Origin of the sequence: Paenibacillus sp. GYB003 (assembly GCF_036577625.1) — a bacterium.
Taxonomy (GTDB): Bacteria; Bacillota; Bacilli; order Paenibacillales; family NBRC-103111; genus Paenibacillus_AB.
Genome location: NZ_JARBDC010000028.1, coordinates 25891 through 46243, shown reverse-complemented (window position 1 = coordinate 46243; position 20353 = coordinate 25891). Strand labels below are relative to the sequence as shown.

The 20353-nt window shown below is 59.4% G+C and carries 18 protein-coding genes; 9 read left to right on the top strand and 9 right to left on the bottom strand.

What is annotated here, in order from left to right; genetic code table 11:
* Positions 1 to 46: 46 nt before the first annotated feature.
* From PV407_RS10370 to PV407_RS10345, 6 genes are all read right to left on the bottom strand, one after another.
* Positions 47 to 427: a gamma-glutamylcyclotransferase family protein gene (locus PV407_RS10370; protein WP_332089841.1), complete on the bottom strand. Its 381-nt coding sequence runs from the start codon at positions 425 to 427 to the stop codon at positions 47 to 49.
* A complete protein-coding gene (locus PV407_RS10365) occupies positions 424 to 576 on the bottom strand; it encodes a hypothetical protein (RefSeq protein ID WP_332089840.1) in 153 nt (50 codons plus the stop codon). The genes PV407_RS10370 and PV407_RS10365 overlap by 4 nt, the downstream gene beginning before the upstream one ends.
* A gap of 359 nt (positions 577 to 935) precedes the next feature.
* Positions 936 to 1226 carry a CD3324 family protein gene (locus PV407_RS10360; protein WP_332089839.1) on the bottom strand — a complete coding sequence of 97 codons (291 nt, stop codon included), beginning with the start codon at positions 1224 to 1226 and terminating at the stop codon, positions 936 to 938.
* Between the two features lie 615 nt (positions 1227 to 1841).
* A complete protein-coding gene (locus PV407_RS10355; RefSeq protein ID WP_332089838.1) occupies positions 1842 to 3011 on the bottom strand; it encodes a M20 family metallopeptidase in 1170 nt (389 codons plus the stop codon).
* Between the two features lie 421 nt (positions 3012 to 3432).
* Entirely contained in the window at positions 3433 to 5166 is a 1734-nt protein-coding gene (locus PV407_RS10350; protein ID WP_332089837.1) for a dihydroxy-acid dehydratase, read from the bottom strand.
* Between the two features lie 552 nt (positions 5167 to 5718).
* A complete protein-coding gene (locus PV407_RS10345; RefSeq protein ID WP_332089836.1) occupies positions 5719 to 7332 on the bottom strand; it encodes a bifunctional metallophosphatase/5'-nucleotidase in 1614 nt (537 codons plus the stop codon).
* A gap of 181 nt (positions 7333 to 7513) precedes the next feature.
* Between PV407_RS10345 and PV407_RS10340 the strand changes: the two genes are divergently transcribed.
* The 3 genes from PV407_RS10340 to PV407_RS10330 all read left to right on the top strand — a co-directional run bounded on the left by PV407_RS10340 (position 7514) and on the right by PV407_RS10330 (position 11833).
* The gene (locus tag PV407_RS10340; RefSeq protein WP_332089835.1) at positions 7514 to 8464 is read left to right on the top strand and encodes a phosphate/phosphite/phosphonate ABC transporter substrate-binding protein; all 951 of its coding nucleotides are present in this window, start codon (positions 7514 to 7516) and stop codon (positions 8462 to 8464) included.
* Positions 8465 to 8731: 267 nt separating this feature from the next.
* Positions 8732 to 10822: a hypothetical protein gene (locus PV407_RS10335; RefSeq protein ID WP_332089834.1), complete on the top strand. Its 2091-nt coding sequence runs from the start codon at positions 8732 to 8734 to the stop codon at positions 10820 to 10822.
* A 123-nt stretch (positions 10823 to 10945) separates the two neighbouring features.
* On the top strand, positions 10946 to 11833 hold the full coding sequence (locus PV407_RS10330; RefSeq protein ID WP_332089833.1) for an AraC family transcriptional regulator: 888 nt from the start codon (positions 10946 to 10948) through the stop codon (positions 11831 to 11833).
* A 77-nt stretch (positions 11834 to 11910) separates the two neighbouring features.
* Here the strand turns inward: PV407_RS10330 and PV407_RS10325 are convergent, their stop codons facing one another.
* Positions 11911 to 13248 (bottom strand): ABC transporter substrate-binding protein, encoded by a 1338-nt coding sequence (locus PV407_RS10325; RefSeq protein WP_332089832.1) that lies wholly within the window; start codon positions 13246 to 13248, stop codon positions 11911 to 11913.
* Between the two features lie 263 nt (positions 13249 to 13511).
* Between PV407_RS10325 and PV407_RS10320 the strand changes: the two genes are divergently transcribed.
* From PV407_RS10320 to PV407_RS10305, 4 genes are all read left to right on the top strand, one after another.
* Positions 13512 to 14081 (top strand): RNA polymerase sigma factor, encoded by a 570-nt coding sequence (locus PV407_RS10320; protein ID WP_332089831.1) that lies wholly within the window; start codon positions 13512 to 13514, stop codon positions 14079 to 14081.
* Entirely contained in the window at positions 14023 to 14235 is a 213-nt protein-coding gene (locus PV407_RS10315) for a hypothetical protein (protein WP_332089830.1), read from the top strand. Before PV407_RS10320 ends, PV407_RS10315 begins: the two co-directional genes overlap by 59 nt.
* 5 nt (positions 14236 to 14240) lie before the next feature.
* A complete protein-coding gene (locus PV407_RS10310; RefSeq protein WP_332089829.1) occupies positions 14241 to 14981 on the top strand; it encodes a hypothetical protein in 741 nt (246 codons plus the stop codon).
* Positions 14982 to 15055: 74 nt separating this feature from the next.
* Positions 15056 to 15817, top strand: coding sequence for a GTP cyclohydrolase II (locus tag PV407_RS10305; protein ID WP_332089828.1), 762 nt, complete (start codon positions 15056 to 15058; stop codon positions 15815 to 15817).
* A gap of 76 nt (positions 15818 to 15893) precedes the next feature.
* On the opposite strand, the gene PV407_RS10300 is transcribed toward PV407_RS10305, so the two are convergent.
* A complete protein-coding gene (locus PV407_RS10300) occupies positions 15894 to 16766 on the bottom strand; it encodes a phosphotransferase family protein (protein ID WP_332089863.1) in 873 nt (290 codons plus the stop codon).
* 40 nt (positions 16767 to 16806) lie between these two features.
* Complete coding sequence (locus PV407_RS10295; RefSeq protein ID WP_332089827.1) at positions 16807 to 17616, bottom strand: methyltransferase domain-containing protein; 810 nt, start codon at positions 17614 to 17616, stop codon at positions 16807 to 16809.
* A gap of 272 nt (positions 17617 to 17888) precedes the next feature.
* Between PV407_RS10295 and PV407_RS10290 the strand changes: the two genes are divergently transcribed.
* Entirely contained in the window at positions 17889 to 18689 is an 801-nt protein-coding gene (locus tag PV407_RS10290; protein ID WP_332089826.1) for a glycosyltransferase family 2 protein, read from the top strand.
* Positions 18686 to 20191 carry a glycosyltransferase family 39 protein gene (locus PV407_RS10285; protein ID WP_332089825.1) on the top strand — a complete coding sequence of 502 codons (1506 nt, stop codon included), beginning with the start codon at positions 18686 to 18688 and terminating at the stop codon, positions 20189 to 20191. The genes PV407_RS10290 and PV407_RS10285 overlap by 4 nt, the downstream gene beginning before the upstream one ends.
* Positions 20192 to 20353: the final 162 nt, after the last annotated feature.

Below are 20353 nucleotides of genomic sequence, written 5' to 3'. Positions count from 1 at the left end.
GTTGCAGCCGTCCGCGCGCAAAAAAAATTCGCCGGCGCGATTTGCCTTAACGCTCGCGCCAGCTGCCGGACCGGATCGCCGGGCAGCCCCGCGCATCGCGCCATACGTACGCCCAGCCGGAGCGAACGCCGTCGATGTCGGTGACGCGCACCCGCTCGTAGTCGTTACGCTCGTCGCCGGGCCCGAAATAGTCTTCGAGCGCGTCCATCGCCGGCAGCCCGTCCTCGCCGACGGTCAGCCATTCGCCGCGCACGACGGTCCCGGCCGCGCCGCCGCCCGGCTTCCCGAGCACGAGCGCCGGGTACGCTCCGGCGTCGACGAGCGTGCCGCGCACCGCTCCGGGCTCCGCGGACCGTACGTACGGCGCCGCCACGCCATGATTCGCCTCGCCCGTCATCAGCGTTCCGTACACGAAGACGCGGATCATGGCGCGCCTCCGCTCCCGTCCGCCGCCTCGCGCGCTGCGGTCATGTCCGGCTGCGGCGTCCCCGTTTCTGTTGAACGAACGATCGAGCGATCGGCCCCGGTTAACGGGTGAAGTTTCCGGCTTTGCGGATGTTTCGGTATTCGGGCCATGGCGGCGCCTCCTCTGCGGTTTATGCTTTTTTCAATGTACATGCTGACCGCCGGTCCGTCAAATGACAAGGCGAACGCAAGCCTGTCGGGGCAACCCGTAAAAAACGGCTGTCGACGGCTTGCGAACCCGGCAACCATTATCGGAGCCGAATGCGGGGGTTTGACTTTGTTTCCGGATTCGTTAGCCTGAAAAACGATCATTTTTCCACTGATAAACCTGTACCGGTTCGCTAGACAAACCAAAACTTTCCGAAACGCCAAAAAAACGCCCCCGCCGCCACTTCAAAGTGGTCGCGGAGGCGTCTTCGCGCATGGCTCGGGGACTGACGCTGCGGGCTTAACCGTTCGGGCGCCGTCCCTCATTTCGCCACGTTCTGCACGAGATCCCGGGTTTTGACGATAATTTTGCGGATGCTGTCCTCGGACAGATGGAAGCGCTGGATCAGCTCGAGCACGCTCGTGCCGCTTTTGTACATCTGGTATATTTCGCGGTTCCGTTTCTCGATCAGCTTGCGCGTTCCGTTATTTTCGCCCCAACCGGCTCTCGTTTGTTCCAACTTCGGTATATATACAAGCTCGCCTTGAATATATTTTTGCAGCTCCTGAAGCAGGCTAGGCGGAAGAAAATCCTTTCCGTTTTTGTAACTCACTGATGAAAACCTCCTCTTGTTTTGTTGCCAAAACCGATCCGACTGGAACAATGCTGAGCGCTTTCATCGTTTCACCTCCTCTATAGAATAAATTCGAACCGTACGTTCGAAAGCCGCGAGCGGCGGATTCGTCCCTAAAAAGGGAACAAAAAAACACGATAACCCGCATCGTGCCTGTGTCGTCTTATGTAATATGCGCATCAGGTGAAGGTTAAGTTACGGTCGTATTCGGTTAAAAGCGGTACACCCCAGTTTTGCCGTTGAACAACATGTTTTGCATGCCGCACGCCTCCTTTCACCTTAGTAAGTTCATTACCTTTGGTAACATTACAATTATATGGGATGAAAAAAAATTCAGCAAGCCCAAGATCTTGGAAAGATTATTTATACCAATATTCGCCGATTACGAAAAAAACCGACCGCCTCTCGGTGTACCCGAGGGACGGTCCGGTTGGCTTTGGAAGGCGTTTTCGCCTTCGTGGGGGCGCGCCGCTTCGATGCTTTGCGGCGAAGCCCGCTGCCCGGGCGGCCCGGCGCCCGGTCGGTTTGGACGCTCGCTTCGCTTCTTGGGCCGGTCGGACGCCGGTCGTCTCCGCTTGTCGCTCGTTCGAACCGTTACCGGGCGGCCGCTATCCCCATAAATTCTTCGATGAACCGCAAATACGCCTGCGCGGCCAGCTCGAGCTCGCGAATTTCCACGTATTCGACGTCGCCGTGCGCCGTCAGCTGGTCCGGACCGTGGCACAAAGCCGGCACGCCCAGCGCGTTCGCCAATATGCCGGCGTCGGTGACGAGCTTTTTGCCGACGGACGGAAACTCGCCGCCGCGCACCGAGGTGACGGCGCGGCGCAGCGCGGCGACCGCCTCGCTGTTTTTGTCGATGCGGTAGCCGTCCCGCACCTTTTTCAGATCGAGTTCGATGCGTACGCCGCGTCGTGCGGCCAGTTCGGCGAGACCGTTGCGGAAGACGCTTTCGACTTTGTCGTATTTCTCCAGCGGGTTGTAGCGGCGAACGCCGACCAGCACCGCCTTGTTCGGCATTTGATTGTAAAATTGCCCGCTGTGGATCGAGCCGACGAAATACGAGGCGTAGCCGATATCTTCGATAAAGTCGGTTTCCAGGTCTTTATTCCAGCGCTCGAGCAGTTCCACCGCCTCGGCGGCGACCGTAATCGGGTGCGGCGTTCCCGGCGGCGTATGGAGCTGGTGGCTCGGCTCGCCGTCGCGCTCGATCGTAATTTCGAACGTCGCCGAGCCGAGCTGCGCGACGGTGCATTCCGTCGTGGCGCCCTCCATGACGACGACGGCGTCGGCTTGCAGCGGCACCCGCTCGGTGAGGGCGATCAAGTCTTCCCCACGGCCGCCAGGGCTTTCGTGCAAGCTGCTCGCGACGACGAGCAGCTTGCCCGGCAGGCGGACGTTTCGTTCGCCCAGCACCCGCAGCACTTCGACGATGCAGGCGAGCGAGCCTTTCATGTCGTTCGTCCCCCGGCCGTACACGCGTCCGTCGCGCACCTCGGCTTCGGCGTGCTCGAGGGGGATGACGTCCATATGGCCGTTGAACAAAATCGTTTTGCCTTCGTTCTCCCCGCCGTATGTCGCGACCAATGTCGGGTTGTTCGGGTAAAATTCGTACCGCTCGACCGAGCAGCCGACGTCCCGAAGCATTTGCTCGTACCGGTCGGCCACGTTTCGGGCGTCCCCCGTAACGCTCGGGATGCGGACGAGCTCCAGCGTGTCCTGTACGATACGATCGGCTTTGACGCTTCTATGCAAATCGGACATGCAGTCGTCCCTCTTTCTTCATAAGTATACGCCCGCTCGGGCGGTCGCTCGGCCGGGCCGGGCGAAATAGCGCTCTTTCGCGCGTTATTTCGCCTTTCGCGCCTCTTCTCACAGCCGGATAGTGCTCTTTCGCGCACTATCGGCGGCCTGTGCGGCGGTCGCTCGGCCGGGCCGGGCGAAATAGCGCTCTTTCGCGCACTATTTCGCCTTTCGCGCCTCTTCTCACAGCCGGATAGTGCTCTTTCGCGCACTATCGGCGGCCTGTGCGGCGGTCGCTCGGCCGGGCCGGGCGAAATAGCGCTCTTTCGCGCGTTATTTCGCCTATCTCGCCGCCCCCACAGCCCGATAGCGCTCTTTCGCGCACTATCGGCGGCCTACTCGGCGGCTACGAGCCCGCGCATCGGCCCGGCAGCGCTCCCCGTCAGCCCCGTCCGACGATCGGAGGAACGAACTTCGCTTCCTCCTTGCTGTTCGGCCGCAAAATGTCGAGGTCGCACCCTTCCGGCGCCTGCAGCGCATGCTCCGCAAACAGCCGCGGATAGCCGCGCTTATGCCGCGGCTCGGGACGGCTCCACGCCGCTAGGCGCGCTTCGATTTCGGCATCGTCCAAATCGACGCGCAGCACCGACGCCTCCAGGTCCATCTCGATCCAATCGCCCGTCCGCACGATCGCGAGCGGCCCTCCGACAATCGCCTCCGGCGCGACGTGCAAAACAACCGCGCCGTAGCTCGTTCCGCTCATCCGCGCGTCGCTGATCCGCACCATGTCGCGGACCCCCTGCCGCAGCAGCTTGGCCGGAATCGGGATCGAGCCCCATTCCGGCATGCCCATCGCGACCGGGCCGCAATTTTTCAGCACGAGCACGCTGTCCGCGGTGACGTCCAGGTCGTCGCTGTCGATGCGGGCGAGCATGTCCTCGTAATCGTCGAACACGACCGCTTGTCCGCGGTGCTTGAACAGATGCGGGGAGACGGCCGATTTTTTAATGACCGCCCCGCTCGGCGCAATATTGCCTTTCAGGACGGCGAGTCCCGATTTCTCCTTGAACGGAGCGTCCAGCGTGGAAATCACCTCGTCCGAGTCCGCGTAATCGGGCAAATCGCGGCCGTACGTTTCCCGCAGCGTTTCTCCCGTACACGTCAGGCAGTCGGCGTCCAGCTTCGGCAGCAGGTTGCGAATCACTTTGCGCAAACCGCCCGCCTTGAAAAAATCGTCCATGCTGTGCGAGCCGCTCGGCTGCAAATTGACGATCAGCGGAATGCCTTCGGTCAGCTCCTCGTAGCGCTCGATCGGAATGCGGATGCCGAGACGCCCGGCAATGGCCGTCAAATGGATCGCCGCATTCGTCGAGCCCCCGAGCGCCGCCACCAGCTTGATCGCGTTATGGAACGCTTGCTCGGTCATCAGCCTGGACGGCGTCAAATGTTCCCGCACCATGTCCACGATGCGCCGGCCGGTAGCTTCGGCCGCCTGCTTGCGCGACGCGTGCGTGGCCGGAATGCTGGACGTGCCCGGAAGCATCATGCCGAGCATTTCCGAAAGGCTCTTCATCGTCGACGCCGTTCCCATGACGGGGCAGCCGCCCAAGCTGCACGAAATCGACTGCTCCAGCTCCCGCCAATCTTCCTCCGGCAGCAGACCCGCCTTGTAGTCGTCCGAATATGTCCACAAATCGGTGCCGTAATTGACCGTCTTGCCGCGGAAGCTGCCGGAGGACCGGTGACCGGCCGCGAGCTGCAGCGCGGGCAAATCGCAGCTGGCCGCCGCCATCAGCTGGCCGGGCACCGTCTTGTCGCATTCGCACAGCAGCACGACGCCGTCGATCGGCTGGGAACGGATGCTTTCTTCGACGTCCATCGAGAGCAAATTGCGGTACATCAGGTCGGAAGGCTTCATGAAATCGGCCGGCGTCGAAATCGTATGCATCTCGATCGGATAGCCGCCCGCAAGCAGCACGCCCCGCTTCACGAACTCGACCAATTCCTTGTGCGGGTAGTTGCAGCTGTTGAAATCGTTCCATGCGTTGAAAATGCCGATGATCGGTTTGCCCACGAACGATTCCGGGTTATGCCCCATCGCCCGCATCGCGGAGCGGTGCTGGAAAGTCAGCTCGGCGTTGTCGTTCTCGAACCACTCGCTGCTGCGTAATTTCAAGACGCTCTCCCCTTCTATCGATAGTTCAGTATGTTAAACAAGAGTCATCATATTGATTTTACGAGATCGCCTTGGAAGGGTCAACTTCTTTTTCCTTCTTGGCCTGCGGTACTCCGTTTGTGCTTCAACCGTTTTCGCCCCTCATTCAACATATGGAAATCGGTTCATAAAAAAAGAGGACGAGGCGCATACGTGCAAAGCGCTTGTCGTTCGTTCGGTAAGCGAACGCGCGCCCATCGGACGAAACTGACAGTCCCTTTCGTCCGCTAATATCGCCCCAGGCCGCAACCTCCCCATTAACGGTCCCGAACGTCTTCTATATCCAGCCACCGGCAGCCAGGCCGGCAAAACGGCGCCCGCCCGGCACCCGCGATGCCCGCCGACCGCCTCCAACAGGGTCGAACGTTCGGGCGCCCCCCCCTGCTCCAAATCGGGCATCGCGTGCCCCTCTCCCGCAGCACAAAAAGGACGCCCTCCCCGCTTTCGCGGGTCTGATGCGTCCTCGCTCCTCGCCTCGCCTCACCCTCGCTTGAGAGCACGTCCCCGTCGGGGTCAGCGTCCGCCGACGATCACTTCCCAATTGCCGTCGACCGTGGCGACGACCGTCTTCCGCTCCAAAATGTAATTCGCGATCAGCTCGGAAACGTCGGTCGGGATGTCCTTCACGACCGGCTTCCCCTGGAACATCGCGTAATCTCCGCCGCCTCCCGCCCGGTAATTGTTCATCGCGACGTCGTACTCCGCGTCCGGATCGACGGGCTCGCCCCGGTGCGTCAAGCGGACGACGCGACTCCCTTCCGGGCGCGAAATGTCGAGCGTATAATCGATCCCTTCCCACATGTCGTAGTTGTAATGCTGCGGCTTCGGCACCGCAAATTTCGGATTGATCGCCGGCCGGCCTTCGCCGTCCAGTACGAAATATTCCGCGTTTCGTTCCAGCGCGGCCCGCATGTCGCGTCCGGTAATGCGGATCACCTTGAGCGTGTTCGGATAAATGTAATTCGAGACGATATGGCGCATCGTCACGTTGGGCGGAAACCCCGGAGACTCGTCCGTAAACAGCGCCGTATTGGAAATCGTCGCGCCCGACGTCTCCATCTGCACTTTATTGATAAATTCGATGAGCGCGTTGTCCTTCATCCGCAGCCGCATCGGATCGCGCACCGTCATGTCGCCTTCGATCGAGCCGATCGGCGTGTCGAGCCACCGCTGCGTCGCCTCCTCGTAGGGCCGGGCCAGCTCCAGCACCTCGGGGTCGGGGACGACGCCTTGAACGGACAGCAGCTCCGACGTTTTGTCGGCCACGCGCCAGCCTCCGCCATCGCCGGGAACGAGCGTCAACGTTACCCGCCCCGCCTTTTGTCCCAAATGGCCGGGCTGCACGATCGTAACGCCGTTCACCGACTTCCCGGCGATTTCCCGGTGCTGGTGTCCCGTCAGCAGCACGTCGATGCCGGGCACCTCCATGCACAGCCGGTACCCCTGGTTTTCGCCCGTCTGCGCTTCGGAAGCTTCGCCCGTATCCGGGTCTTTCTCGAACCCGCCGTGATACGACACGACGACGACGTCGGCCCCCTCTTCCCGGCGCAAATAGCGAACCCAGCGCTTGGCCGACTCGACCGCGTCAAGGAAGGCGAGCCCCTCGATGTTTTGCGGATTTTCCCAGTTCGGAATATACGGGGTCGTCAGACCCAACACGGCGATTTTCGCCCCGTTGCATTCGCGGATCAAATACGGCCTGCCGAAAAACGGCTCCTCCGTGCCGGCTTTGACGATATTGGCCGACAGCCAAGGAAAATGCGATTCCCGGACCGCTTTGTTCAAGACCCCCGGCCCGTAATTGAATTCGTGGTTGCCGATGACCGCCGCGTCGTAGCCGAGCTTGTTCAGCGCCAGCACGAACGGGTTCGGCGGAGCGTTGTCGATCCGGGCGTGATGGTAGGCGAGCGGCGTTCCCTGGATCAAATCGCCGTTGTCGACCGCAAGCAGCAGGCCGCCTTCGCTTTCGGCGCGCCGTCTCTCCCGGCGGAGCAGCGTGGCGATTTTGGCCAGTCCGACTTCATAGGGCTCATTGTTTGCATAATGGATGGGCAAAATAGTTCCATGCAAGTCGCTTGTTTCCAGCAAAGTCAGACGTACGGCGTCGCTATCGGTAGGCAAAGGCAAAACGGTCTCCCTCCTGCATTTCGTTCATGATCCCACTATATCAGGGCGATTGGCGCATGACAAACGGGTCGCCGTCATTTTACGACAACTTTACACGGAGCCCGTACCAACCGCCTACAAAATATGATATGCTATTTTCTGCATTTACTTTGCTGTGCCATGAAAAGGGAGGACAAATCAAATGTTCAAACAAGCATCGGCAATCGGCTTATCCTTCATCCTGGCCGCCGGGCTGTCGGTCGGCTGCGCGAAGAAGGAAGCGGCGGGCACGACCGACCCGGGCAAAACCCAGGCTTCGGCGGGGTATGTGCCGAAAGAACTAAAGGTGCAGTTCGTTCCTTCGCAAAACGCGGAGACGCTCGAGGCGAAAGCGAAGCCGCTGGAAAGGCTGCTCGGAGAAAAACTCGGCATCCCGGTCAAAGTCAGCGTATCGACGGACTACAACACCGTCATTGAAGCGATGGCCTCCAAGCAAGTCGACGTAGGCTTCCTCCCTCCGACCAACTACGTGGTCGCCCACGATACGAAGAAAGCCGCCGATCTGCTGCTGCAGGCGACCCGGCTCGGCGTGGACGACAAAACCGGACAGCCTACGGCCGATCTCGTCGATTCGTATAAAGCGATGATCGTCGTCAAAGCGGATTCCCCGATCAAAGAGATCAAAGATTTGAAAGGCAAAAAAATAGGCTGGCAAGGAACGACGTCCGCCGCCGGCTACACATATCCCGCCCTGCTCATGAAGAAAAACGGAATCGACCCGGTATCCGACGTGACCGGCGTCCAGTTCCAGGGCCATGACAAAGCGATCATCGGCCTGCTGAACGGCCAGGTCGACGCCGTCGCCGTATTCCAGGACATCCGGGCGCAAATGCAGAAGGACGTGCCGGACGTGATGCAAAAAACGCGGGTGCTCGCCTTTACCGATAAAATCCCGAACGATACGATCAGCGTTCGCCCGGATATGAGCGCCGAGTGGAAGAAAAAAATTTCCGACGCGTTCATCGCCATCGGCAAAGACCCTGTAGGCCAACAAACCATTTTCGACGTTTACACCCACAAAGGGTATGTCGAAGGCAAGGACGAAAACTTCAACGTCGTGCGCGACGCGAACAAGCAGCTCGGCGGCAAATAAGTCGCCGCAAGCCGCAGCCGCGCCGACTCGCCAAACCAGGGAGCAGCCATCCTTTTTCGGGATGGCTGCTTTCGTATGTTCGGCCTTCCATCGCCCAAAAAGTCAAAATAACGGGATATTCCGGCAATATCGTTATAGTTAAACGCTTACATTATTTTATATAATTCAATTCTCGGGAAGGACTCTCGGAACCGCGGCATCGTGGGAAACCGGAATGGGATGAAATTTGCCGGTATTTTTTAACGGAGATTACGGAGGGGAAAAGGGATGAGCAAGCGAGATACGAAGCCGACCGATGCCGCCAATGGCGGACGCCAATCGGAGCACGGAAAACTGCCGGAACCTAACGGCAAACGGATGAGCCGCAGAGCGCTCATGGCGTCGCTTGGCATGGCCGGGGCGGCCGTCGCCTCGGGGGGACTGGTTCGTACGATTAACGCCGCCGGGAATCCCCACGACAAAATCGGCGAACTGTCGGACCTGCAAACGAACGACAAGACGAGCCTCGTCAACGCCATTAACGAAAATGTGGAGCGGTTGACTCAAAAGGCGACGTTCGCACCAACCGTTTCCGCCATGAAATCGTTAACCCGGCTGCAAGAAAACGATATCGTCGTCACACTCGGCTATTATAAGCCTAACGATGGCGGCGGGGGCACCTATATCGTAAAAAACGACGCCAGCCTTGCGGATAACGGAGGGCTTTGCCACGCTTTGAACAACGGGCTGAAGGCGGTTCTTCTGATCGAGAACGGCCAGGTCAACTTCAGGCAATTCGGGGCCAAATCGCTGCAGGACAACAACAATGTCAAGTACGACAATAAGCCCCATATGATGAGTTTTTTGCAAAGCTGGAGCACGGGCGTTACGAACGATCCGACTATAAAATTATGGATTCCTCAAGGGATTTGGTGCTTTTCGGATACGCATATTTTCCGAAGAAACGGCATTCATATCGAGGGCTGCAACGGATTCGTAGCGACCAAGGCGAATAAAACGATCATCGCCCCGATGCAGGACAATCAACAGTACGTATGGAAATTGGGCGGACTGGCCGATTTTTCGGACCCGTTTGCAAGAGGAATCGCCGAAGGCTCAAGCGATAAATACCATATGACCGACATTCGGATGGACAATCTCGCGTTCACTTCCTTCAACGGCGACATTACCGATCACGCGAGAAGCTTCAAAGAACTGTACAAAGTGCAAAGGGCGGTATTGTACCTCGATTGGGTTGCGTTCGGCGTTATGAACCATATCGATTTCCTGTTTGTCGACGGTACGGGCCTCGCCATGAAAAGCTGTTGGGAGCTCTATTTCCCCGTCATGAATTTCAGATCGATATTGGACTACGGCAAGCCCTGCCTGCTGTTCGAAGACCATTATAACTACGCCGACAGCAATTACTCGGCTTTGAGCTTCGGGAATTTAATGTTCGAGGCTTGCAACGGCGACTATATCGAAAGCAAAAGCAACCGGTTTACGCATTGCTATTTCGGAAACATTAACGCCGAATGCTCGTCCTACAACCGTTACCGGGAGACGGGGGAAGTCAGAGCGGTAACCGCCGACGAGCCCGACGGCGATTGGAACTACCATTGCGTGTTCAGAGGCTCGATTACGGATAACGTCGTGTTCGATACGATCAATTTGCAGCATTTCAACCATCGTTTGCATACGCTGGCGGACGGAAGCAAGCATATGGTCGGAATCGTGTTTTATTCCAATACGATTTTCAAAAATGTCGTGGTAAACCATATTTTGTTGGACGGTACCCCCAAGAGAGATACGACAATTGTGGAAACAACCTACAATCAACGCAATTCGACGACGATCAATAATGTGAACTGCAAAACGGAAACGTTGACGATCCGGCCTCTGTTCAAATGGTACGGTTCGGATTTGCAGGTGAACAACATTCATTTCGGCAGCTTGCAAAACAAAAGCAACGCTCTGCATCAATCGATCCATGCGTTGTTTGCGGCTGATCTGAACTATGTGAACGGACGCTTGCACCACGACCCGACGAGTTTGTCCAAAGAGAGCGTCGTATTAAAGCGCAAAACCGGAAATCACAACGGAAAAGTAATGGGCAGACTGTTGAATATGCTGCCGTACCCGCAGCAATATTATATGCGGATCAAGACGAACGAAGGGGCGGCGTACCGACTCATCGTGACGTACGTGCTGAACGGCGCCAATCAGTTTGTCGCGATTGAAGGAACGGGAACCGGAAATTGGCAAATGGCCTCGGCCTCGATACCGGCCGCCGATATCGGCACGCTGATCGGCATTCTGGATGAAAGTCCGCAGGAAGGCTTATCGCTCGATTGCGTCATACCGGGACCGAACGGCTAGGAAACGATGCGCGAAGGGACGGTGTGCGGTCAAGCGGATTGCCGTTGTAAAAAAATCGGATCTATTTTATCCTTATTTTAACAACGGCTGGCCGAATCGTGTTGAAGCGGGAGGTGTGTCGGTTTGTTATCCGGCAATCGGAACGAGTACGCGGACGATTATACGAATAAACGTCTGCATGAGCTGCCCTTCTTCATCAAATACCGTCATACGGATGCCCATTTCCATATGAATTTCCACTCTCACCGCGGGTATGAGCTGTTTTTTCTTCATGAAGGCTCGGGGAATTACATAAACGGCGGTTATATTCATCCGTTCCAGGGCAACGATTTGATTCTGATCGAAGGCAAACAAATCCACAAAACTGCTCCGACGGCAGGTAAGCGCTTCACCCGGACCGTCATCAACTTTTTGCCCGAATCGTTAAACCCCGAAACGAAAAAGCTTGTTATCGATTTGTTCGGCCAAAAGCGCAAGGCCGAGCATTCGCATTTCGTCTTGTGCGAGAAGAAGCATGCGCGCATCTATGCTTTGCTCGACCAAATGTATGCGGAATACGAGCTTCGTCAAACCGGGTTCGAGCAAATGATCGGCATTTTGCTGAGCCGGCTGCTGGAGGATATTCACCGCATCCGTTTCAGCGACCGACGTCCCGCCGACAACCGCGCCGGCGGAGACATCTCGCTCGTTCACCAAATCATCGACTATTTGTCGAGCCATTATGCGGAAGACATTACGCTTGAGGAATTGGCCAAAATGTTTTACATCACTCCCTATTACTTGTGCCGATTGTTCAAAAAAGCGACCGGGGAGACGGTAACCCGATTCATCGCGTACACGCGCATCCATCAGGCGAAGCAGGACCTCGTCTTTACCGATCTGTCCATATCCGAAATCTGCGCCCGGGTCGGCTTCGGCAACTATTCGTATTTCGGGCTCGTATTCAAACAGCACGAAGGGATGACGCCGAAGGAATACCGCAAAAAATACAAGCGCTCCGTCCCTATGTAGGAGCGACGCAAATGCAGGCGCGATAATAAAAGCGGAAGCCGCCCCTTGCGACGGTTCCGCTTTTGTCGTTCGCCGCGTTACTTGGCGGCTTTTTTCTGCTCCAAATCTTTGTTGATCGCTTCTTCCGCCTCCCGCAATGCCGTGTTGATATCTTTGTCGTTCAGCACGACTTCTTTGAACTTGCCGCGCATTATATTGTAGGCGGCCGGGTCGTATTTCGTAATCGACGGTCTCGCGACGGCGAATTTGTTTTTGATCAAGGCGCCCTTGTTTTTGCCCTTCAGCAAATCGTTTTCCGTTCCGTACTCCTTCTTTACGCGGTCCGTGCTTAAAACGCTAGGTCTGCCCAGCTTCGCCTCCGCCACCTGGTATTCCTCGGACAAAATATGCGCGATCGCCAAAAACGCTTGATCCTTGTATTTGCTTCCGGGCGAAATGGCGAGGAAGGGCGAGAACATTTGGATCGTCGTTCCGGGCGCCTCCGGAAACGACGGCAAAGTGACGACGTCCCAATTCAACCCGTTTTTGACCGCATCGGGCAATGCCCCGAACATAAGCGTCGAGCCGAGCATGGCCAGCGTCTTGTCTTTCAGAAACAACGTGCTCGCTTTGCCGCCGTAATCCGCGGCGGCCGGCTTGGCTCCGGGAGTCTCATAGACGCGCTTGAGCGTGGCGAACAAGCTTTTCCATTTTTCCGTATTGACCGCAGCCTTCAACGTAGCCGCGTCGACGACCGGCAGCGACAGCTGGTTGTACGGAATGAGAACGTGCTCCGAGAAGTCGAGTCCCCGGTACTGCACGCCGCCGTCCATTCGCGTCACCTTTTTCGACAAATCGATCGCTTCGTCCCAGGTCATGCCGTCCTTCGGATAAGGCGCGCCGAACTTGTCGAAAATGTCTTTATTGTAGTACAAGACCGCCGTGTTATGCCCGCGGGGAAGCGCCAGGATGCGCGAGTCCCCCGTATACGCCCTTACTTCGTCGATAACGGCCGGATCGATGGAGCTTAAATTGAAGTTCAGCTTTTTGATGAGCGGCGTCATGTCGTAAAGCACGTCCAGTTCTTTGTAGACCGGGATATCCCCGCTGCTGTCGCCCATAATAATATCCGGAACCGAGCCGGCGGCGATCAAATCTTCGATGAGAGAGCCTTTTTCTTTTTTGATCACCTTCAACGTAATGAACGGATACTTCTTTTGAATCGGATCGACGATCGCGCTTTTCATCAGATCGTCTCCCATGCTGCTGTTAAAAATCGTCAGCGTAACCGGTTCCGTCGATACGGAGGCCGTGTCCGCCTTCTCCGATTGCCCTTTCCCTTGCGGCTGCGCGTCGCCGCTTTTTTCCGAACCGGTCCCGGCCGCGCAGCCGACCATCGCCGCCACGGCCAGCAGTGCGACCGAGCCTTTCGCCATGCGTTGGTATAGCCCCCTCATAACGTCCTCCTTCATCGCATTTGTCGGCATTTCGCCGTTTTTACGAATCTCCTGCAACAGCCCGGCCGCCTTCTCCTTCGCCCACTTTCCGCGACCGGTATATCGATTATAAACAAGGACGGCCTGCCAAAACTCTTGACGGATTGACCAATACTATAAGAAAAATGACGTAATGGAACGGACGCCGCTCCCTCCAACATTTTCGGCTTCCCGAACGTTATAAGGGCAAAGGGAGGTGGACCATGGACATCGAGGAGGCGCTCGAGGCGGTTGCACGGGGGAATGTCGAGGCGCTTCGGATTGTATACGAGCGGTACCGCCACATCGTTTATTCCGTCGCCGTCGCCATCGTGAAGGAGAAGCAGGCCGCCGAAGACGTGCTGCACGACACATTCGTTCGCGTCTATGAAAAAGCGCATACGTACCGCACCGGCACGCGGCCGAAGGCATGGATCGCGTCCATTGCGCGCAACCTGGCTTACGACGCCTATCGGCAGCGAAAACGGGCGGGCGGCGGCTGCGGAGAACCGGCCGACGACGAGGCGGAAAACCGGGCCGTGCAAAGCATGGAGCTGCGCGATGCGCTCGCGCGTCTCGATGTTACCGAGCGCCAAATCGTCGTGCTGCATCTGGTCGCCGGGCTGAAGCATCGCGAAATCGGCGAGCAGCTCGGCATTCCCGCCGGCACCGTGCGCTGGAAATATCGGCGAAGCTTGGCCCGTTTGGCGGAAACGATCGGAGGTGGGGAATACGATGGAACGGAACCGACTGACCTTCAAGCTGAAGCGGGAACTGACGCGGAGCGCCCCTGATCTGTGGGACGGCATCGCCGCCGGCGTGGCGGCTTTGGTCGCGGAGACGCTGCTTCGGGAGCTCGACGCCGTCCCTTCTGCAGACGGCAAGCTGTTCGCGGAACTGAAGGACGCCAGTATGACGGAAGCGTTCAAACGGAATCGGGGAGCGTGAAAACGATGGGTTCGAACGAATTTCATTTGAAATGGGAACGCGAACGCAAATTCGAGCTGCGCCAGCGGCTCGAACGCGAATACGACGAAACGTTATGGCAGGAAGCCGTTTCGCTGCACGAGGAAGCGATCGCCGAGCAGCCGGATAATCCGGAATATTTGCACGGATACGGCTTCTTGCTGGAACTGAAGGCGAACCGGCTGCTGCGAAAGGCGGCCGGATGCTACGAGGCCGGCTTGAACGGCGGCGCGATCAAGGGCGATTACGGCTGGATCGCCGGCAAGCTTCACGCGCAGCTCATCAAAGTGCGCGGACAGCTGTCCGAAAACCGCAAATCGATCGACTTCTACAAGAAGCGGCTCGGCGAATCCCCGAACGAAGCGGATTCGTACCGGTATTTGGCGAAATGCTACTTGACGGCCGATCAAACGCAGGAAGCGCAGCTCGTCCTGCAGGCCGGGTTGAAGCTGTTCCCGACGGATGCGATGCTTCATTATTACAAGGGGGAAACGCTCGCGCGCCTCGGACAAATCGGGGAGGCGCTGGAGGCGTGGGAGCGGTCCGCGCAGCTCGATTCCCAGCTGATCGACGGACGGTTCAGCCGCGCTTTCGCCCTGGAGCGGGAACAGAGGCTCGTGGAGGCGATCGCGGAGTGGGAACGGATCGCCGATTTTATGGACCTCTATGAACTCGATTCCGAAGTGCCGCGTCGCGAAATCGAGCGGCTGAAGCAAAAAATGCGCTAGCGCGACATTGGAACAGGCTCGCTTGGGGTAACCTACGTAACGAGACCACCAGACGCCACAAGGAGCTGCCCGATATGTCAAACGTCAAAATGCCGGACCCCGCCGTCTACGACCTGCTCGAGCATAAGGTACGGTCGATTCGTACGGACCGGGGCGCGATTTACTTGGTCGGACCGATCAAGCTGCCCGTCAACCTGGACGGGGAAACGATTCCGTTCAGCTGGTACTGCTGGCTGAACTGCGACGAAGCGACCGACCGCTTCGAACGCATCGTCGAAAAGCTGTCTTCCGCCAACCTGGCGGAGTATCAACAATCCAGCGTGCTCGTATACGGAGACTTCGAGCATGCGGAGCACGCGTGGATTCGCCTCCATTCGATCTGCCATACGGGCGACATCTTCGGCAGCAAGCGGTGCGACTGCGGGTTCCAGCTGCGGCAATCGATGAAAACGATCGCGCAGCGCGGCGCGGGGGCGCTGTTTTACCTCGCCAATCAGGAAGGCCGGGGCATCGGGCTGTTCAGCAAGGCGCTCGCTTACCTTCTTCAGGAAAACGGCTACGATACGGTCGACGCCAACCTGAAGCTCGGCTTTGCCGACGACGCCCGCAATTACGCCGACGCGATCCGCGTCCTGAAGGCGCTGCGCACGAAGCCGGTCACCGTCATCACGAACAACCCGAGAAAGCTGGACGCGCTCAAAAAGGCGGGAATGGACATAGCGGGCCGGGTGCCGCTGTGGGGCGACGTATCCGAGTACAACAAACATTATTTGCAGACGAAAATCGAGCGCTCCGGCCATATGGAGCAGCGCGAAAGCTGCTGCGACAACGATTGACGCGGAAAATGGAGCGCCCGCGCCGCATGTTGAAAAACCGCTGTCGCCTCGACAGCGGTTTTTTGCGGCCGTTCGCTTACCGGTAAAGCTCCATGCCGGCCCGAAACGCGTCGGCATCGTCGTGCTCCAGTCCGAACAACGCTTCCTGCAGGGCGAACGTCCCTTTGTAAAAAAGCGCGCGTTCGTAATAAGCCCGGCTGTCCGGGTTGAACTCCATGACCATGCTTAAAAAATCGTCCCCGTACGAAGCGAGAAGCGCCGCATAATCGGTGGCGGGGTCGCCCGGTCCGGCGAAGCCGAAATCGATGACGCCGGTTATCGAAGCGCGCTCCGGATCGTACAATAGGTTCGACGTGCCGAAATCGCCGTGAATCCACGCCGGTTCGACATCGAGCGGGCTGCCGTCCGCCACAAACGGTTCGAAATGGCGTCTCGCTTCGCGCTTTCCGGCTTCGCTCATATACGGAAACAGCTTCGTCTCGATCCGCTCGTACAGCTCGCGCCATTCGGCCGCTCCGCGATACGCCGGCAGCCCCGGCACTTCGCCCGTCCCGAGCTCGGCTCCGTGCAGCGCCCGCATGAAACCGGCCAGCTGCTCCGCCATGACGCGCAGCTTCCCGGGGTCGCGAATCGCCTCAAAACGCTCCCTCGTCAGCGGCTCGCCTTCGATCCGCTTATATCCGGCGAACACGTCGCCGACCCGCTCGGACTGCAGCGCTTCGTACTCGGGATACGGAACGCGCAGCGGCAGCCGGCCGCGCAGCGCCTTCAACACGGCCGTCTCCAGACGGAGCGCGCGAATCCCTTCGCCATACTTCGGAAAACGGAATATCAAGTCCCCGTTTACTAACAAAACGTAGTTGTTTTGTCCCGATTCGATCGGCTCCGCGGTCCGGATCGTCAAATCGGGATATCGGTTCCGAACGGACCGGACATACGCTTCGATCATCCCGTCCACCGTCGTCCCTCCTTCGTTCCTGCCGCTCGCTCTATCGTTCCTTCACGCCTTCGACCGCGAGCATGTACATCGTCAGCGAGTCGGCATCGCTTCGGATCCATTCGCGATACTCGTCCTCCGCCGTCTTGTATTCGCGCTCCGTCACGTATCCGTCCTTGGCCATTTGCGGCCCCCGGCTCGACGCCGTGTCCGCCCATATGGCGATGCGCACCGCAAAGTCGGGATCGCCCCGCCTCGTTTCCTCATGCTGAGGGGTGACGGCGACCCGGGCCAGTCCCGCCCGTTCGAACAGGGCGGGAAGCCGGTCGGCGATCGCGTTGTCCAGTCCCGCGTCGGAGCGCCATTGCAAATAGGCGTCGTAAAACGCGAGCATGCTGGCCGGAGGCTTCGTCCCCCATTTGATTTTGACATGATTGTAGTCGGCGATCACAACGCGTCCGCCCCGCTTCGCCGCGGCCGTCATCCGCTTCAGCGCCCGCAGCGGGTCGGACAGCCAGACGAGCAGCCGGGCCGACGTCACGATGTCGAATCGCTCCTCGTAGGCAAGCTCGTACGCGTCGCCCTCCTCGAACGCGAGTCCCGGCGTGCCGCCGTGCGCGCGCCTCGCTTTTTCGATCAGCTTCGCATTGCTGTCCACGCCGAGCACGCTCCCCGACGGGCCCGTCGCTTCGGCGATCCCGCGCGTAATCGAGCCCGTACCGCAGCCGACGTCGAGCACCGTCATGCCGGGGCGGACGATTTCCGCCAGTCTGCGATGCGAGCCGGCCAGCGTGCGGGCGTCGAGCACGTTCGTCAGTTTGCCGGATAATTCGGCGCGTTCCCGGGCCGTTTTGTCGTCCATGCCGCTTCCTCCTCCGCAAATGGCAAGTCGCTGGCTGCCACCATTGTAGCGCTGCCGGCCGCACTGTTGAAATATATAGTTCGGATGAACGGTATAGGCGCTGCCTATAGCCTTGTTGCTGCGCGGCCGAGCGATTTTTCAAATTCCGGATTGTCCCGCACGGAATGGGGAATTCTGTTAATAAAGGCCGTTAACGATTCACGGCCATAAACGATGCGCAGGTTCGCCGCGACCCGTTCGCGGGCTCTATTCCATACAGCAGGAGACTCCTTATGACCTTACACGGTACAATCGTGATCGGCTTGCCGGTCTATAACGAAGAAGCGGCGCTGCCCAAGCTGCTCGTCCGTTTGGACGGACTTCGCGAACGGTTCGGCGATTCGCTCCATCTGTGCTTCGTCGACGACGGCAGCACCGATCGAACCGCCGCGCTGCTCGCCGAATATATCGGCTCCGCTCCGAACGCCCGCCGCCTCGCTCACCCGGCCAACCGCGGGCTCGGCGCCGCGATGCGGACGATGCTGGAGCATGTTTCGACGCATTACGGCGACAAAGACATTCTCGTCACGCTGGATGCGGACAATACGCACAGCCCGGAGCTCATACCGGACATGGTGCGAAAGCTGCGGGACGAGCGGCTCGACCTCGTCGTCGCTTCCCGGTTCGCCCCGGGAGGCGAGGAGCGGGGCGTTCCTTGGCTGCGCAAAGCGTACAGCCGGGGAGCGAAAGCTTTTTTCAAGCTGCTGTTTCCGATCGCCGGCGTCACCGACTATTCGAGCGGGTTTCGCGCCTATTCCGTCGGCGCGCTGCGTCGAGCGTTCCGCGAATACGGGGGGATCGTCGTAACGTCGACCGGCTTCGCCTGCATGGCGGAACTGATCGCCCGGCTCGGCAAAATCGGCGTCAATGCCGGGGAAGTGCCGCTGCGGCTCGAATACGGCTTGAAGGAGGGGCGCAGCAAAATGAACGCGCTGCGTACGATCGCCGGTTACATCCGGCTCCTTCGCGTCGTGAAGCATCCGTCCCCGGCGAGCGAGCCGGAATTTCCGGCGTTCGACGGAGCCAAACGGTGAAAGCTCCGGCAACGTCCGGGACGCCGGGGAGGCGCGCCGCATGGCTGATCGCGCTGCTCGCCCTCGTCCTGCTCGTCCGTCTGCCTTATCTGAACGCCCCCCCGCACGGCGGCTACGACTCGTGGCGGCAGTCGGATACCGAGGCCATGGCGCGCAATCTCGCCGAGCACCGGTTCCATCCGCTGTATCCGCAGCTGAATTACGAAGGGCCGCCGCCGAACTACGCGCAGCTGGAGCTGCAGCTGACGACCGGCCTGATCGCGGCGCTGTACCGGCTGTTCGGCTGCGAGTACGCGTTCGCCCGCATCGTGCCGATTTTGTTTTTTATGGGGTCGGTTTGGTTCGTGTACCGGATCGGGCGCATGTACTTCGGCGACGCCGCGGCGTATGTGGCGCTGCTGCTGTACGGGCTGCTGCCGCTGAACGTGCTGTACTCCCGCGCGATCATGCCGGAGTCGGCGGCGCTGTTTTTTTACACCGGGGCGTTCTACATGTACTCGGTTTGGATCGCCGGCGGAAAACGGGCCGTGCTGTACGGGTCCGCGCTGTTCACGGCTTTGGCCGTCTGCGAAAAAGTGCCGACCGTCTTTATCGGCATCGCGTTCATCGCCATGGCTGCGGTCAGCTTCGGGCGCCGCTTGTTCTTCCGTCCGGAGCTGTGGGCGTTCGCGGCGATCGCGCTGCTCCCTCCGTTCGTTTACTACCGCTGGCTCGGCGAGGTCGCGGAAGCCGCCTTCGTGTCCGGCATCGCGGCGAAGCATATTTTGCCGGACATGGCGCGGGCGTTTTGGACGAAGGAGGCCGCCGCGTTTTTCGTCCGCGAGCTGCCGAAAGCGTTTACGTGGAGCGGCCTAGTCCTGTCCGCGATCGGCTTCGCCTCGCTCCGCCGGCGCGCCCATTACGCCGTCGGCGTTTGGGCGGCCGCCATGCTGCTGGAGCTCGCGACGATCGTCGCCGTCATCAGGTTCAACTATTATTTGATCTTTTTGGGGCCGCCGCTCGCCTTGCTCGCCGCTTATCCGCTCGGCGAACTGCTGCGGCGAACGGCGCAATCGCGGCCGGTGCGGGGGGCCGCGGCGGGGGAGAGGAGACGCGGGCGGCCGTTCGCGGCGCCGGCCGTCCTCGCGGCGGCGGCGCTCGTTCTCGTCGCCGCGGAAAGCTTCGCAGCCGTCGCCCCGGTCATCGGCAAGCGGGACGCGGAGCTGCTGCGGCAGGCGGACATCGTCCGGCGGCTCACCGGACCGGACGATCTGATCGTCGTCGGCACGGACGACCCGTCGCTGCTGAACGCCTCCCGCAGGTTCGGTTGGCGGGTGACGAACAGCGTGCCGGGGGACCCTTTGGCCGAGCTTCGTTACTTCGTGCGGGAAGGCGCCGCTTACTTCGTGCCGCTCAAAGGATATATCGACGGCGACCCGGACGGACGGCTGAAGCGGTACCTCGATGCGCACTATCCGAAGCTCGGGGACGATCCGGCATACGCCATCTACAAGCTTCGGTAGTGGCGTAGGCGCGTGGGACAGGCGCAGTGCGCTTTCGCGCGCTATCCCGGCGTTTTCGCCGGCTTGCTGCGCCGGATAGCGCTCTTTCACGCACTATCCGCGCCGACAACCGCGCTCGACCCGCCGCTTCGGCGCCGATAATGCGCTTTCGCGCACTATCCC